We start from the raw sequence: 14,113 nt of genomic DNA, 5'->3' as shown, positions 1-14,113 counted from the left end.
TATGAATAGATTTTTGCTTTTACTAATTGCCGGACTTTCATTAACAGTCATTTCCTGCGATAAGGAGTTTAGCGACCCAGAAGGTGATGAAATTGCACGATTTAATGCTTGGATTCAAGTTCACAATATTCCTGAGAGCGCTAAAAAACCGAGTGGACTTTACTATGTAACTAAAACCCCTGGAACAGGTGCATCTCCTCAAATTGGTGACTGGGTATTATATTCATATGTGGAACGTACACTTGATGGGCTTGCATGGTTATCGGACAACGATAGCTTGATGAAACTTTATAACAGGTACGATAACAGCTACCATTATGCTCCAGTATTTGCTAAATACGAAGAGGCTAACACACAAATAACTGGCTATAGCAGATATATGCTTGAAGGTGTTTTTGAAGGCTTGGGATATATGAAAGAGGGCGAGCAGGCAACCCTTTACATCCCTTACAATTTAGGGTATAAGGGAAATGCTTCAAACGGATTGAGCTACCAATCGTTAATTTATGACCTTGAGCTACATAAAGTGATAAGCGACCCTCGCGCTTACGAAACTTCATTGATAGAGGGATATATTAACGATAACTACCCTGGCCTTGAGCCAATAAACGACAGCATTTACTACATTCAGCTATCCCCCCCAACCGACGAGACAACCCAACTCGCAAAGGATTCTGTGGCCTATGTTTACTACAAGGGAATGTTTCTTGATGGGTTTGTCTTTGACACAAACATAGATAGTGTTGCTACCAATTTGGGGAGAAAATTTAGCTCAACGGATTCACTTAAAGTAACTATTGGTGGTAATAGCGTAATTAAAGGATTTGAACAAGCCCTACTTCAAATGAAGGAAGGTGAATGGGGACGTGCAATTATTCCCTCATTCTGTGGATATGATTCAATTGGGACTTCTAGCATACCACCCTTTACTCCTCTTGTTTTTGATATTTACTTTAGCAGCAAGGGAGAATCATCAACTAAACCCACTGAAAATTAGAATAGAATAGCAAAAACAGTATTTCTTTTATTTATTTCGGGGAGTGGTTCTTTTTTCCACTCCTTTATTGTTTTTGTTTTAATGAACTGGTTTGAGGAGGTTAATTCGCATGCTATAGTCAATCGTGTTTGATCGTGACAAACATTCAAAATATCGTTAAACAGCTTAGCATTACGATAAGGAGCCTCGATAAACAGCAGAGTCTGATACTCCTGACGAGATCTCTGCTCTAGTTCCCGAATCTTCTTTCTACGTAAATCAGGCTTAACGGGCAGGTATCCAATAAAAGCAAAATTCTGACCATTTAAACCACTTGCCATCAAGGTTAAGAGTAAAGAGTTTGGTCCTACCATGGGCACTACCTCAATGTTATTACGATGTGCAGCCTCAACTAAAAGTGAGCCAGGATCTGCAACAGATGGAAGTCCAGCATCTGACATCAACCCCACGTCAATTCCATTCTTTAAAGGTTTCAAAAAGTTTTCGATCTCCTGTTGCGGTGTATGCTCGTTAAGCAGAAAAAATGTAAGCTCATCTATCGGTGTTTCAACCTTAATTTTCGATAAATATCTTCTTGCAGTTCTAAGCTCTTCAACAACGAAATGGGTAAGTGAACGTGATTTTTCAATAACTTTCTGAGGTATAACTAGATCAATGCTATTATCGCTAATTGGTGTAGGAAGTAGATACAGTTTTCCTTTTTGTTCAGCCATAATTTCAAACCTAATATCTATATTTACTAAAAATTTTTACGAAGGTAATGCAAATGTTCCGATTTTTGAAAAGACTTTTTTTAAACCGAAATGCTATTCTGGTTTTTGCCGTACTTATGGGTTTATTTATCGGCGAACATGCTTCAACGGTAAAATTCCTCACGTTCCCTATTTTGGCCTTGACCATGATGTTCTCAATGACAGGAATAAGTTTTGCCCAGCTAAAAAAAACCGAAATGGTATATAAGCCAATTTTTACAGGCATTTTTCTGAACTACATAATTTTTTCAGCTATTTTAATTCCTCTCGCCTATTTTCTGATGCCAACAAAAGAACTTTTCTTTGGATTTGTCGTTATAGCTGCCACACCCCCAGGGGTTGCCATAATCCCATTTACTTTTATACTCGGTGGTAATGTTGTATATGCAATAATCTCACTTATTGGTGCATTTCTGGGCTCTATTGTAATGGCGCCAATTCTTGTCAAACTTTTTGCAAACTCTTCAGGAATACAATCTATTGATTTATTTTGGATGATGATTCAACTTGTAGTTATACCATTAGTCCTATCCAGGTTCTTGCTTTGGAATCCTATCAAACCTTTTATTGAGAAGGTTAGAGGCAAGGTAGTTGATTGGGGTTTTGCGTTCCTTATTTTCATTGCCGTTGGTATCAATCGACACGTTTTCTTTTCTTCTCCCTTACTATTAATAAAAATTGCAAGCATTCTTATTATAACAATATTTGGATTAGGGCATATCACACACCTTATTGCTAAAAAAATTAAAGTTGACGCCCAAACCCGAATTCCAATGATAATGCTTGTTGGAATAAAGAGCTCTGGGTTCTCGGTGTTTACTGCTTTAACACTTTTTGGGAAAGAAGCAGCTATTCCGTCGGCTGTGATGGCTGTGGTAGTTCTATCATATTTGATATTTTTGTCTATTAAATCAAAAGTTCTCTAAGTGAAAATTGTTTTTTTAGGGACAGGAACATCCCAAGGTATTCCAGTAATTGCTTGCCCTTGCCCAGTTTGTCAATCAACCGACCCAAGAGATTGGCGGCTTAGGACATCGGTGCTAATTGAACACGAGGGAATCAATATTACGATTGATGCAGGACCCGATTTTAGGCAGCAAATGCTTAGGGCTAAAGTGAAAACCCTACAAGCTATCCTTTTAACCCACGAACACCGCGACCATATTGCGGGATTAGATGACGTAAGAGCATTTAATTGGTTACAAAAACGTCCAATGGATATTTATGGCGAAGAAAGAGTTTTAAAAGAGCTGCAAAGAGAATATCCCTATGTGTTTGCTGAGCAAAAATACCCTGGTATTCCAGAATTTAATCTACATGAAATCAACGATCAGCCCTTTAGTATCATGGGGCTTAAAATAATTCCAATAAGGGCATACCATTACAAACTGCCTATTTTAGGCTACAGAATTGGAGACTTTACCTATATAACGGATGCCAATTTTATACCCGAAGAGGAGAAGGAAAAGATTATTGGAACCAAGTACCTGGTAATAAATGCTCTTAGAAAACAAAAGCATATCTCACACTTTTCTTTGCCCGAAGCCCTTGAACTAATTGGGCAGCTAAGCCCAAGAAAAGCTTATATAACGCACGTTGGTCATCAAATGGGCTTTTACAAAGATGTTTCAAAAGAGCTACCCGATAATGTTTGCTTAGCCTACGATGGTTTAGAGTTTGAAGTTTGATTATCTCTTTTCCCCTTTAACTGGGCAACAAAAGTTAAAGTAGACAATATAGCAAAAACAGTTCCGGCTGTGGCTAAGGCAAGTGCTAGGCTCCACCTGTCGGTTAGCCATCCATAAAAAGGTCCCCAAACCGAAAATATTATTCTGATAATGAAATTACGAACAGAAAGAATGGTAGCTCGCATTGCAGCAGGCGCTAATCGGTTTATGGCATCTTTAAGTATAGGTGTTGCCACCCCTCTAACCAAGTAAAAAATCACAATAAAACTTATAGCCCAGTAGCTTTTAAATAATGCAGTAGCAATAAAACCAAGGGTGAGCAATACTATAATAAATGCAATTGTTCTAACGCTTCCTAATCGTAACTCAATTTTATAGGCATAAAGAGCAGCTACTCCAACCAATAAATTTAGAACCGTCCATATGGCGCCAAATAGTTCAATAGGTGTTTCTGCTCTGATTAACCATGGCTGAACAAACCATGCCATGGTTAGCGTTGATGCACCAACAACTGACGAAAGTAAAATATTTAAACGTAGTTTTCTATTCCTAATTATAGCATACCTAACCACGTCAACAATCTGCTTCCAGCCTAATTCAAGTCTGTTAATTTCGTTTTTTGGTTCAATAAGAGTTAACGCAGCTGGTATTGCTGTAAAAGCTACCAATGCTTGTCCATAGTAAGGATAACGAATGCTAAGTGCTGCCAATAGCCCACCGAGTATTCCAGCAGTTGCCTCGGCAAAATTACCAACCGAGGTCATCCTCCCTTCATGCTTTATATAATCATCCTGTTTCTTCCTCTCAGCAAGGCTATCGTACAAAAGGGCAGAATCGGCTCCCGAAATCATACTTTGACCAAGACCTAAAACAATTTCGGCAAATAGGAAACCCCAAAAACCATATGTCATAGAATATATGGCAAAACCAACAAAACCAAGAATAGCACCTACGGTTATCGTGTTTTTTCGACCTAGCACATCCGCAAAATAGCCTGAAGGAATCTCAAGCAATACGATAGACAATGAGTGCACACTTTGTAGTATGAAAATTTGGCTTACGCTTAAACCATTTGCCTTATAAAAGAGAACGGCAATTGGCATGATAAGCATAAACCAATGCGAAACTTTAAGAACGTAAAGCCGAATTAAATTATGGCGAAATGCATTATCCATTTAGCATACAAAATTAGCTATTGGTTTTCAGATTATAGCAACACTTGTTGTAAAACATGGTTATTTAATCATCCCTTTCGAAAAAATCAAACCTAAAACGGAAAGTAGAGTTAGATTTCCATAAAAAAAATGGCTCTTACTTGTTTTCACTATTCAAATTAAACAATATGCATTTAATAAAAAAATTAACGCCTTCCCAAAAATGAGTAGGCGTTAATTAAAGAGAGCATCTTAAGAAGATTTACCTTTTATCTTTATATTCCGACTTAATGTAAAGTTGATCGAGTTCTGAGGCTATAGTTGCAGGGTTTGTAATTGGCATTCCGTTCTTGTCAACTTTATAACCAAGCAGCTTGGCTTTTTTCTGTTTTTCAAATTGAGGTAATTTAGTACGATTTGTTGTTTCAATCCTATTACCCTCCTCATCAACAAGAATAATTTTCGGAACAAACACGCCCTTTCTACCAATAAACTTATCCATAATTTCAATCGCTTCCTTATACTCCTGAGGAGTGGCTCTGCCCAATGCCTCATAGTCGTATATTTCCTTATCGTCCCAGGTATGTACTTTAGCACCACTCTCCGATATTTTTTCGTCGATCTTAACGTTCAGATTTAGATTATCAAAGTTTAATGGCATTAGAAGCACTTTACCACCACCACCTTCAATGTTAACAGCATAGGTAGGTCTGTATATTCCTGAAAGCCAACCTTGTAAATGCTTCATATAGATTTGTCCAACCTGAATTGGAGCTATAAAATGTACAATACCTTTCTCCTTATGGCATTGAAGCAAGTAGTAAGGGTGAACCCCAACCCATAACATTCTGCGGAAAGTTTCCGCTAAAGTTAGGAAGTAGTCGTTTACATGATTTAAGAATACTGTTTGGTTTCGCACCGTAAAACCATGGTCGTTAATACGCTTAATGGCTGCAGCAAAATCGGCAGTAATCTCTCTGTAATGGTTCACATGGGTCATAAAATAAACGTATTTTGCAGGTCCTTTAGTGTACCGATTTGCCGACTCTTTAATCAAAGTTAACATTTCATCAGTAATTGCCATTGGCAATACAACAGGCACCCTTGTTGCAATACGTATTACTCTTACATGATCAATCTTACTTAGCTCCTCTAGCACATATTGTAATCGCTTTTTGCTAACCCTCAAGGCATCGCCACCAGTAACAAGTACCTCCTCAATATTCTCATTGTAATTAATATAGAAAAGAGCCTTGTTGATTTCCTCAATATTTACATCGGTAGTAGCATCAAGCGATTTTGCTCTTTGACAATGCACGCAATAAGCAGCACAGCTTGTGTTCTGAGCCACAAATAGAGCAACCCTATTTGGATAGCGCTGATAAGCTGCACCATAACTTCGTGAGCCCTCGCACATAGCAGCCTCACGCCCTGTGTTAGGAAACATAAGGTTTGCTGGAGTAGGTACGCTTTGCCAAAAGATAGGATCAAGTCTATCGCTCCCTTTTTCTTCTTTTGGAATATCCGGATGGAATGGATCCTCATCCATCAATGAGGCATAATATGGGGTTATTCGAAGCGGATCTTTACCTTGCCGCTCAAGTTCATCTACCACACGGCGTATTTCTTGCTCCTGATAATCACTTAGCTTGATTACCCTTTTTAGCTGGTCAACATTATGAATAGAGTTTTTGAGCTGCCATAATGGATCGTTCCATTGCTCCTCGGTAACATCTTTCCACAAATCAATTGACCTAAAATCCCTTGGTTTGAAGAAGAAGTCTTTTCTGTTCATTGTATATAGTTTTTATGTTAATTTACACATGTAGATACCTGAATACTTAAGAAAAACCAGAATTCACTATTGCGTTTAAAAGTGATTTTCTGATTAAATATTTTTATAACTTACACCGCTGCTATACAGAGAAAGCCTTAAGGCTTTATACAGATTTTATTTAACCATGATAAAATAACACTTAAAGCGGTGTAGAAGTTTCAATGCAAAACTAAATAGCAATGAAATTTTTCATGGCAGCACAAAAATATAAAAAATTAGGAAGAAAAAAAAGGCTGTCGTACTTGACAGCCTCTTAATCCATTAATATAAACCCCGATTCTTAAGCAATGGCTCAATTGATGGTTCTTTACCCCTAAATTTCAGATACTGCTTCATACCATCATCATTACCTCCATCAGAAAGAATATGCTTACGAAACTTAGCGGCTACCTCCCTGTTAAAAATATCGCCAGTTTCAACAAATGCATTAAATGCATCGGCATCTAACACCTCTGCCCATAGGTATACATAATACCCCGAAGCATAACCACCAACAATGTGATTAAAATAGGTAGAGCGATAACGGGGATAAATTTCAGGAATTAGTTTAATGCGATCCATTGATTGCTTTTCAAATTCAAGCACATCAACATCTTTGGGTTCTGTAAAACTGTGCCAATCAAGATCAAGAATTGCAGCAGCAATATACTCCACGGTAGCAAAACCCTGGTTAAAGGTAGAACTCTTTTGAATCTTTTCTATTAGCTCGTCAGGCATTGGTTCGCCAGTTTCATAGTGTTTTGCATAATACTTAAGCACCTCGGGCTGGCTTGCCCAATGCTCATTTATTTGCGAAGGAAGTTCTACCATGTCACGTGGCACGCTACCAGCGATTCTATCGTATGGTCCATCGGTGAATAATCCATGTAACGCATGACCAAACTCGTGGAATAGGGTTTCAACTTCATCCCATGTTAGAAGAGCTGGTGTGGTTTCAGTAGGGCGAGTAAAATTGGTAACAATGTTAACAATAGGAGGGATTCTTTTGCCATTCTCATAGGTTTGTTGGCGGAAACGACCGCACCATGCACCAACACGTTTCCCAGGACGTGGATGATAATCGAGGTAAAGCAAACCAACATGATTATCGTTCTCATCTTTTACTTCAAAAACCTCAACCTCGGGATGATAAATAGGTAAATCGGTGCGCTTGGTGAATGTTAGGCCATATAGCTTATTAGCTACATAAAACATACCTTCGCGAACATTCTCGAGCTTAAAGTAAGGTTTTAACTCAGCTTCATCAAGGTCGTATTTCTCCTTTTTTAACTTTTCGGCATAGTACCACCAATCCCATGAAGCAAGTTTAAAGTTGCCACCTTCGCGATCTATTATAGCCTGCATGGCCTCCCTATCGCGTATTGCAGCTTTTAATGCGGGTTCCATCACTTTATTAAGGAAGCTATAAACCGCTTCTGGGGTTTTAGCCATATTTTTGCTAATTATGTAATGGTTATAGGTTTCGTATCCTAACAGCTTTGCTTTTTGTGCTCGCAGCTTAGCAATTTCAAGTATTATCGCTTTGTTGTCGAATTCATCGTTGTGGTTACCGCGTGTAACATATCCCATATACAACTTTTCCCTGAGTTCACGCTTTTTAGAGTATTGAAGGAAAGGAATCATGCTAGGTTTTTGTAACGTAAACACCCATTTCCCTTCGTATCCCCTATTCTTAGCTTCAATGGCCGCTGCATCAATAATATCTTGTGACAGTCCCTCTAGGTCTTCGGGTTTATCTATAACCAACAAGAAGTTTTTGTTAGTTTCGGCTAGCAGATTTTCACCAAACTTAATTCTTAGCTCAGAAAGTTTCTGATTTATTTCTCTCAGCTTTGCCTTGTCCTCATCGTTAAGATTTGCTCCATTACGAACAAAATCTTCGTAATACTTTTCAACTGTTCTTAGTTGTAGGCTATCAAGGCCAAGCTCGTTTCGATTTTCGTAAACCTTTTTAATTCGTTCAAAAAGCTTTTCATTAAGACTAATATTATCGTAATGTGCAGTTACTTTTGGTGCAATTTCACGAGCAAGTGCTTGCATCTCTGGCGAGGTTTCAGCGCTATTCAAGCTATAAAAAACCCTCGATACTTTAGTAAGCAAACGACCCGACTTATCTAGGGCTAAAATAGTATTCTCAAAAGTTGGCTCTGCTTCATTATTTACTATTGCATCTATCTCCTTCTGATGCTCTTCTATTCCTTTTTCAAATGCTGGCACATAGTGTTCCAACTTGATTTCGTCGAATGGAGGAACGCCAAATGGAGTCTTATACTCGCTAAAGAATGGGTTCTCAGTTTTTTTCTGACAACCTGACACAAACAATGCTGATAGTAGCATTAGCGTTATCGTTTTTCTCATAGTAAATGAATTTATCGTTTAACATTGATTTGATAAAGATAGTAAAATAAGGTTTAACCATGAATAAAGGAATAATTACTATGTCATGCTTAGGATGATAAAACATAAAGATGATTTTTAATATTTTATGGTTAAAAGTGCATAAGACTCAAGTAATAAATTATCTAGATGTTAAGCAATCTCTATTTTTTTTGATATCTTTAACAGATTGAATTTTACCACAAAACATAAACTACAATAATATCATATGGAATTTTTCAGAATTGTTAAAGTAAGAACTACAGAGCAGGCTATACATAGAAAACTAACTGTTAGCAATTTAGATCAATTTTGCTCTACTATTTTTAATTTAGAAATTCTAAATGAGAGCGAATCAAAAATCGGTGGTATTTGGGGAGAGTTCACCTTAAATCGAATGGAGATCAAAGGTGGAGTTCGTTTTTCGTTATTAGAATGCCCCAATGCACTATGTTGGACAATAACCACCGGATACCCACCCGACCGCAATTCCATAATTATTCATTTAACAATAAACCGAACAAAAAAACAAGAAGAGTTTATTGATGAAATTAACGAATTCTTGGATGACATGAGTAGCAAATTGATGCAATATTTTCAGTAAATCAAATCCTTATAATGTTTTTATACATTGAATAAAAGCCCTTCTTTTATAACTTGAATTAAATTTTTGCACGAATAGACTTCCACTGTGAAAACGGAATGCCAGACAACATAGATTGGTTACAGTTTCAAACATAAAAGCTTCTTCTTTTTAAATGCTCCGTGTTTTATTTGTTATAAATTTTACAACCACTTTTGAAAAGAGAATTCAAAAAGTGACAAGGTGTCTAAACTTTTTCTCATAAAAAATATCTAACTTGTACTAATTGCAACTAAAACCTATGACAATGAAAAAATTAATGCTCTGTATTTTGGCAGCAGCCATTTCGCTAACAGCAGCCCTAGGCCAGGAAGCAAGGTTAATGCGCTTTCCTGCAGTACACAACAACCAGGTAGTTTTTAGTTACGCTGGAGATTTGTATACTGTTCCATTATCGGGTGGCGTGGCCCGCAAGCTTACAACTCATGTTGGCTATGAAATGTTCCCACATTTCTCACCCGATGGTAAAACCATTGCATTTACTGGCCAGTACGATGGCAATACCGAAGTGTTTAGCATTCCAGCAGAAGGTGGAATCCCTACCAGATTAACATTCACGGCAACACTTAACCGTGATGATGTTTCCGATAGGATGGGACCTAACAATATTGTAATGGCCTGGACCCCCGATGGACAAAAAATTGTTTATCGATCACGTAAACAAAGCTTTAACTCATTCAAAGGACAGCTATTCATGGTTCCCATGAATGGGGGAATGAGCGAGGAACTCCCGCTTTCAACGGGTGGCTTTTGCTCATTCTCATCCGACGGAAGCAAACTTGCATTTAACAAGGTTTTCCGTGAATTCCGTACCTGGAAGTACTATAAAGGAGGTATGGCTGATGATATTTGGATTTTCGACTTTAACTCAAAAGAGGTGGTAAACGTTACCAATAATCCATCTCAAGACATTTTTCCAATGTGGATTGGCGATGAAATCTTCTTCCTTTCGGACCGCGACAGAACAATGAATCTATTCTCATATAACGTTAAGACTAAGGCAATAGAAAAAATTACAAATTACACCGATTACGATATTAAATTCCCGTCGTTCGACCAAAATACCATAGTTTTTGAAAAAGGTGGCTACCTATTCGCATTCGATGTTAGAACCCGAACAACAAGAAAAATCAACGTTACAATTGCAAACGACCAAAACTACTCGCGTTCTGCTTGGGCTGATGCAAGCAAACGAATTACTGGAGCAGATCTCTCTCCAAATGGCGAACGCATTGTTTTTAGTGCACGTGGTGATATCTTTACTGTTCCTTCAGAAAAGGGAATAACCTACAACCTAACATCAAGTTCCGATGCACACGACAGGGAAGCAACCTGGTCGCCCGATGGTAAATGGATTGCATACCTCTCCGACAAAACGGGCGAATATGAGATTTACATTCAGTCCCAGGACAGAAGTGAACCAGCTAAACAAATTACTTCGGGTATTAACAACTATATCTTCGGAATCCAATGGTCGCCCGATAGCAAAAAAATTGCATTTAACGATCGGTTAGGTCGTCTACAATATATTGATATCGACACAAAAAAGGTAACTCTTGTTAAGAAGAGCGATTTCGGCCCAATTTACAACTACAACTGGTCGCCCGACAGTAAATGGATAACCTTCTCTGATGATGACGAAAATAGGTTTTCAGTAATTTATGTTTACAATACCGAAACTAATGATATTAAGCCTGTATCATCAAACTGGTTCTCATCATACTCTCCTATCTTTTCAAACGATGGGAAATACCTTCTTTTTGTTTCCGATAGGGAGTTTAATCCCATTTACAGCCACACGGAGTGGAACCATGCCTATGTAGATATGAGCAATATATACATGGTTATGCTCTCAAAAGATACCCCATCGCCATTTGCACCCGAGAACGATATAGTAAAAATCGAAGGTAACCAGGACAAAGACAAAAATAAAGACTCTAATAAAAATTCAGGGAAAGCTGAAGATAAATCAAAACCCGAAACATCACCTGTAATAATAGATTTTGATGGTATAGAAAACAGGACAGTTCAACTACCAGGGAAGGCTGGAAGGTATTACAACATATACTGCATCAATGGCAAGGTATACTATAACTATTCTAACTCAAGAAGCCGCCAACCCGTAGCAATGATGTACGATCTTAAAAAGCAAAAAGAAACTGAACTGGGAAAATCAATCCGATTCACAATTTCTTCTAACGGGAAAAAAATGTTGGTGTCCAAACAACATAGCTATGCAGTAATTGATCTACCGTCCAACAAAATAAATATGGAAAAGACAGTAAACCTTGAGAACATGAAGGTTTGGGTTGATTATCGTAAGGAATGGAAGCAAATTTTTGACGAGAGCTGGCGTCAGATGCGCGACTTCTTCTACGTTGAAAATATGCATGGTGTTGATTGGAAAGCTATACACGATAAATATGCCGAGCTTGTTCCATATGTTAATCATAGAAATGACCTTACCTATATCATTGGCGAAATGATTGGTGAGCTAAGCGTTGGTCATGCATACGTAAATAGCGGCGATAGGCCCAAACCCGATAGAATTAAAACTGGTTTGCTTGGTGCAAAACTGAGCAAGGATAAAAGTGGCTATTTCAAAGTGGACAAGATATTAAATGGAGCAAACTGGAGCGATGCGCTTCGTTCACCACTAAAAGAGATTGGCGTTAATGTTAACGAAGGCGACTATATCATTGCTGTTAACGGTATTGATCTGAAAACCATACCTGATATCTACTCCACTCTGGTTGATAAAGCAGGAAAAACTGTTGAGCTAACAGTTAATTCCTCTCCTAAGGTTGAAGGAAGCAGAAAGGTGCTTGTAAAGCCAATTGACGACGAATCGGAACTATATTACTATACCTGGGTTCAGGATAATATTCGAAAAGTAAATGAGGCTACAAATGGTGAAGTAGGATATATCCATATACCCGACATGGGGGTTGCCGGACTCAATGAGTTTGTTAAATACTTCTACCCACAGCTAACCAAAAAAGCATTAATAATCGACGATCGTGGCAATGGAGGAGGAAATGTATCACCAATGATACTTGAACGTTTAAGTCGGATTGTTTACAGAATGACCATGAGGCGTGGTGTTAAATATCCAAATACTATCCCTGCACAAACCCATTACGGTCCAAAGGTACTGCTAATTGACAGATACTCTGCCTCCGATGGCGATTTGTTCCCCTATGGCTTTAAGAAACTTGGTTTAGGACCTGTTATTGGTGTTAGAAGCTGGGGTGGCGTTGTTGGTATTTCGGGTTCACTCCCATTTGTTGATGGTGGTGATTTACGCAAACCCGAATTTGCTAGTTACAGTTCCGATGAGAGTAGCTGGATAATTGAAGGATATGGCGTTGACCCAGATATCGAAATAGATAACGACCCATATCGTGAATACATGGGGCAAGATGACCAGCTAAACAAGGCCATTGAGAAAATAAAAGAAATGCTTAAGGACTACAAACCTTTACCTGGAATTCCTCAAGCTCCAGATAAATCTAAATAACCACAATAAAAAACGGGTTGATTGTCAACCCGTTTTTTTTACTTCTTGATGTCGTAGAAACAGCGCTTTGGCGACTCAATTTTTCCTTCTGCTACCAACTTTTTGATAGCTTTATCAACCTCTTTTTTATCAACACCCGATGCCTCAGCAATTTCACCAGCTTTCATTGGTTTTCCAGCCGATTTCAAAGTTTCAATTACCTTTTCATTGGTATCCATAACAGTATAATTTAGGTTAAACAATTATTTATGTGGATGGAACATCATTATGGTTTCTCTTAAATACTGGTTATCGAGATGAGTATAAATCTCAGTAGTTTGTATCGATTCGTGTCCAAGCATCTCCTGAACAGCTCGCAAATCGGCACCACCCTCAACTAAATGTGTGGCAAACGAATGCCGTAACGTATGAGGGCTAATGTTTTTATTAATCCCTGCAAGTTTAGCGCACCTTTTAATTATTGTAAACACCATTTCTCGGGTCAGCTTGCGTCCCCAACGATTAAGAAATACAATATCTCGATAATCAGGGTCAATACGAGCATTTACTCCATTTCGTTGTGAAAGATACTGGTTTATATCATTTTTTGCCTTACTGCCTATTGGAACCAAACGTTCCTTATCGCCTTTACCTATTACACGAATAAAGCCCTCGTTAAAAAACAAATCGGTTAGACGAAGTGATACCAGCTCAGAAACCCGAAGACCGCAGCTATAGAGTGTTTCAATAATAGCCCTATTCCTATGACCATCGGGTTTGCTAAGATCAATTGCGGCCTCAAGAGCATCAATCTCTTCAATAGAAAGCACTTCAGGCAACTTCCTACCAATCTTGGGCGATTCTAACAGCTCAGTAGGGTCGTTCTCAATTACATCTTCTAAAATCAGATACTTGAAAAATCCTCTAATGCCAGAAAGGATTCGAGATTGAGACCGTTTGTTTAAACCCAAATCGTGAAGTTCCGATAAAAACTCCTCCAGGTCTTTCCTTGTAATAAATTCAGGCTCTACTCCTTTTCCCTCTGCAAACTGTCGTAATTTGTCAATATCATTACAATATGCAGATATAGAATTTTCCGAAAGCGACTTTTCGAGGCGCAAAAAGTTGACGTAATCGTCTATGGCATGTTTCCAACCCATTTAATAA

The 14,113-nt window shown here is 38.2% G+C and carries 11 protein-coding genes; 5 read left to right on the top strand and 6 right to left on the bottom strand.

Annotated features, from left to right (window positions below):
- The first annotated feature begins 1 nt into the window (after position 1).
- Positions 2-997 carry an FKBP-type peptidyl-prolyl cis-trans isomerase gene (locus FHG85_RS05765; RefSeq protein WP_173073889.1) on the top strand — a complete coding sequence of 332 codons (996 nt, stop codon included), beginning with the start codon at positions 2-4 and terminating at the stop codon, positions 995-997.
- On the opposite strand, the gene FHG85_RS05760 is transcribed toward FHG85_RS05765, so the two are convergent.
- A complete protein-coding gene (locus tag FHG85_RS05760; protein WP_173073887.1) occupies positions 994-1,710 on the bottom strand; it encodes an SAM-dependent methyltransferase in 717 nt (238 codons plus the stop codon). The genes FHG85_RS05765 and FHG85_RS05760 overlap by 4 nt on opposite strands.
- Before the next feature lie 65 nt (positions 1,711-1,775).
- Between FHG85_RS05760 and FHG85_RS05755 the strand changes: the two genes are divergently transcribed.
- Both FHG85_RS05755 and FHG85_RS05750 read left to right on the top strand, forming a co-directional pair.
- Positions 1,776-2,675, top strand: coding sequence for a bile acid:sodium symporter family protein (locus FHG85_RS05755; protein ID WP_173073885.1), 900 nt, complete (start codon positions 1,776-1,778; stop codon positions 2,673-2,675).
- The gene (locus FHG85_RS05750) at positions 2,676-3,437 is read left to right on the top strand and encodes an MBL fold metallo-hydrolase (protein WP_173073883.1); all 762 of its coding nucleotides are present in this window, start codon (positions 2,676-2,678) and stop codon (positions 3,435-3,437) included. It abuts the gene before it with no gap.
- On the opposite strand, the gene FHG85_RS05745 is transcribed toward FHG85_RS05750, so the two are convergent.
- The 3 genes from FHG85_RS05745 to FHG85_RS05735 all read right to left on the bottom strand — a co-directional run bounded on the left by FHG85_RS05745 (position 3,410) and on the right by FHG85_RS05735 (position 8,786).
- A complete protein-coding gene (locus FHG85_RS05745) occupies positions 3,410-4,612 on the bottom strand; it encodes an MFS transporter (protein WP_173073881.1) in 1,203 nt (400 codons plus the stop codon). The two genes, FHG85_RS05750 and FHG85_RS05745, sit on opposite strands and share 28 nt — an antisense overlap.
- A 241-nt stretch (positions 4,613-4,853) precedes the next feature.
- Positions 4,854-6,386 (bottom strand): KamA family radical SAM protein, encoded by a 1,533-nt coding sequence (locus FHG85_RS05740; protein WP_173073879.1) that lies wholly within the window; start codon positions 6,384-6,386, stop codon positions 4,854-4,856.
- A 303-nt stretch (positions 6,387-6,689) separates the two neighbouring features.
- The gene (locus FHG85_RS05735; RefSeq protein WP_173073877.1) at positions 6,690-8,786 is read right to left on the bottom strand and encodes a M3 family metallopeptidase; all 2,097 of its coding nucleotides are present in this window, start codon (positions 8,784-8,786) and stop codon (positions 6,690-6,692) included.
- 247 nt (positions 8,787-9,033) lie between these two features.
- Between FHG85_RS05735 and FHG85_RS05730 the strand changes: the two genes are divergently transcribed.
- On the top strand, positions 9,034-9,408 hold the full coding sequence (locus FHG85_RS05730; RefSeq protein WP_173073875.1) for a hypothetical protein: 375 nt from the start codon (positions 9,034-9,036) through the stop codon (positions 9,406-9,408).
- 280 nt (positions 9,409-9,688) lie between these two features.
- Positions 9,689-12,967, top strand: coding sequence for a S41 family peptidase (locus FHG85_RS05725; RefSeq protein ID WP_173073873.1), 3,279 nt, complete (start codon positions 9,689-9,691; stop codon positions 12,965-12,967).
- A gap of 38 nt (positions 12,968-13,005) precedes the next feature.
- Here FHG85_RS05725 and FHG85_RS05720 read toward each other — a convergent pair whose 3' ends face one another.
- Together FHG85_RS05720 and xerD are read right to left on the bottom strand one after the other, a co-directional pair.
- Entirely contained in the window at positions 13,006-13,185 is a 180-nt protein-coding gene (locus tag FHG85_RS05720; protein ID WP_173073871.1) for a helix-turn-helix domain-containing protein, read from the bottom strand.
- A gap of 24 nt (positions 13,186-13,209) precedes the next feature.
- Positions 13,210-14,106 carry a site-specific tyrosine recombinase XerD gene (gene xerD / locus FHG85_RS05715; protein WP_173073869.1) on the bottom strand — a complete coding sequence of 299 codons (897 nt, stop codon included), beginning with the start codon at positions 14,104-14,106 and terminating at the stop codon, positions 13,210-13,212.
- Positions 14,107-14,113 lie beyond the last annotated feature (7 nt).

This window comes from Tenuifilum thalassicum, from assembly GCF_013265555.1.
In the GTDB taxonomy this organism is placed as follows: domain Bacteria; phylum Bacteroidota; class Bacteroidia; order Bacteroidales; family Tenuifilaceae; genus Tenuifilum; species Tenuifilum thalassicum.
This window is presented reverse-complemented; position numbering and strand designations above follow the sequence as displayed.

Coding starts and splice junctions, on each gene's coding strand:
- FHG85_RS05765 (WP_173073889.1), top strand. CDS start 2: ATGAATAGATTTTTGCTTTTACTAATTGCCGGACTTTCATTAACAGTC.
- FHG85_RS05760 (WP_173073887.1), bottom strand. CDS start 1,710: ATGGCTGAACAAAAAGGAAAACTGTATCTACTTCCTACACCAATTAGC.
- FHG85_RS05745 (WP_173073881.1), bottom strand. CDS start 4,612: ATGGATAATGCATTTCGCCATAATTTAATTCGGCTTTACGTTCTTAAA.
- FHG85_RS05740 (WP_173073879.1), bottom strand. CDS start 6,386: ATGAACAGAAAAGACTTCTTCTTCAAACCAAGGGATTTTAGGTCAATT.
- FHG85_RS05735 (WP_173073877.1), bottom strand. CDS start 8,786: ATGAGAAAAACGATAACGCTAATGCTACTATCAGCATTGTTTGTGTCA.
- FHG85_RS05730 (WP_173073875.1), top strand. CDS start 9,034: ATGGAATTTTTCAGAATTGTTAAAGTAAGAACTACAGAGCAGGCTATA.
- FHG85_RS05725 (WP_173073873.1), top strand. CDS start 9,689: ATGACAATGAAAAAATTAATGCTCTGTATTTTGGCAGCAGCCATTTCG.
- FHG85_RS05720 (WP_173073871.1), bottom strand. CDS start 13,185: ATGGATACCAATGAAAAGGTAATTGAAACTTTGAAATCGGCTGGAAAA.
- xerD (WP_173073869.1), bottom strand. CDS start 14,106: ATGGGTTGGAAACATGCCATAGACGATTACGTCAACTTTTTGCGCCTC.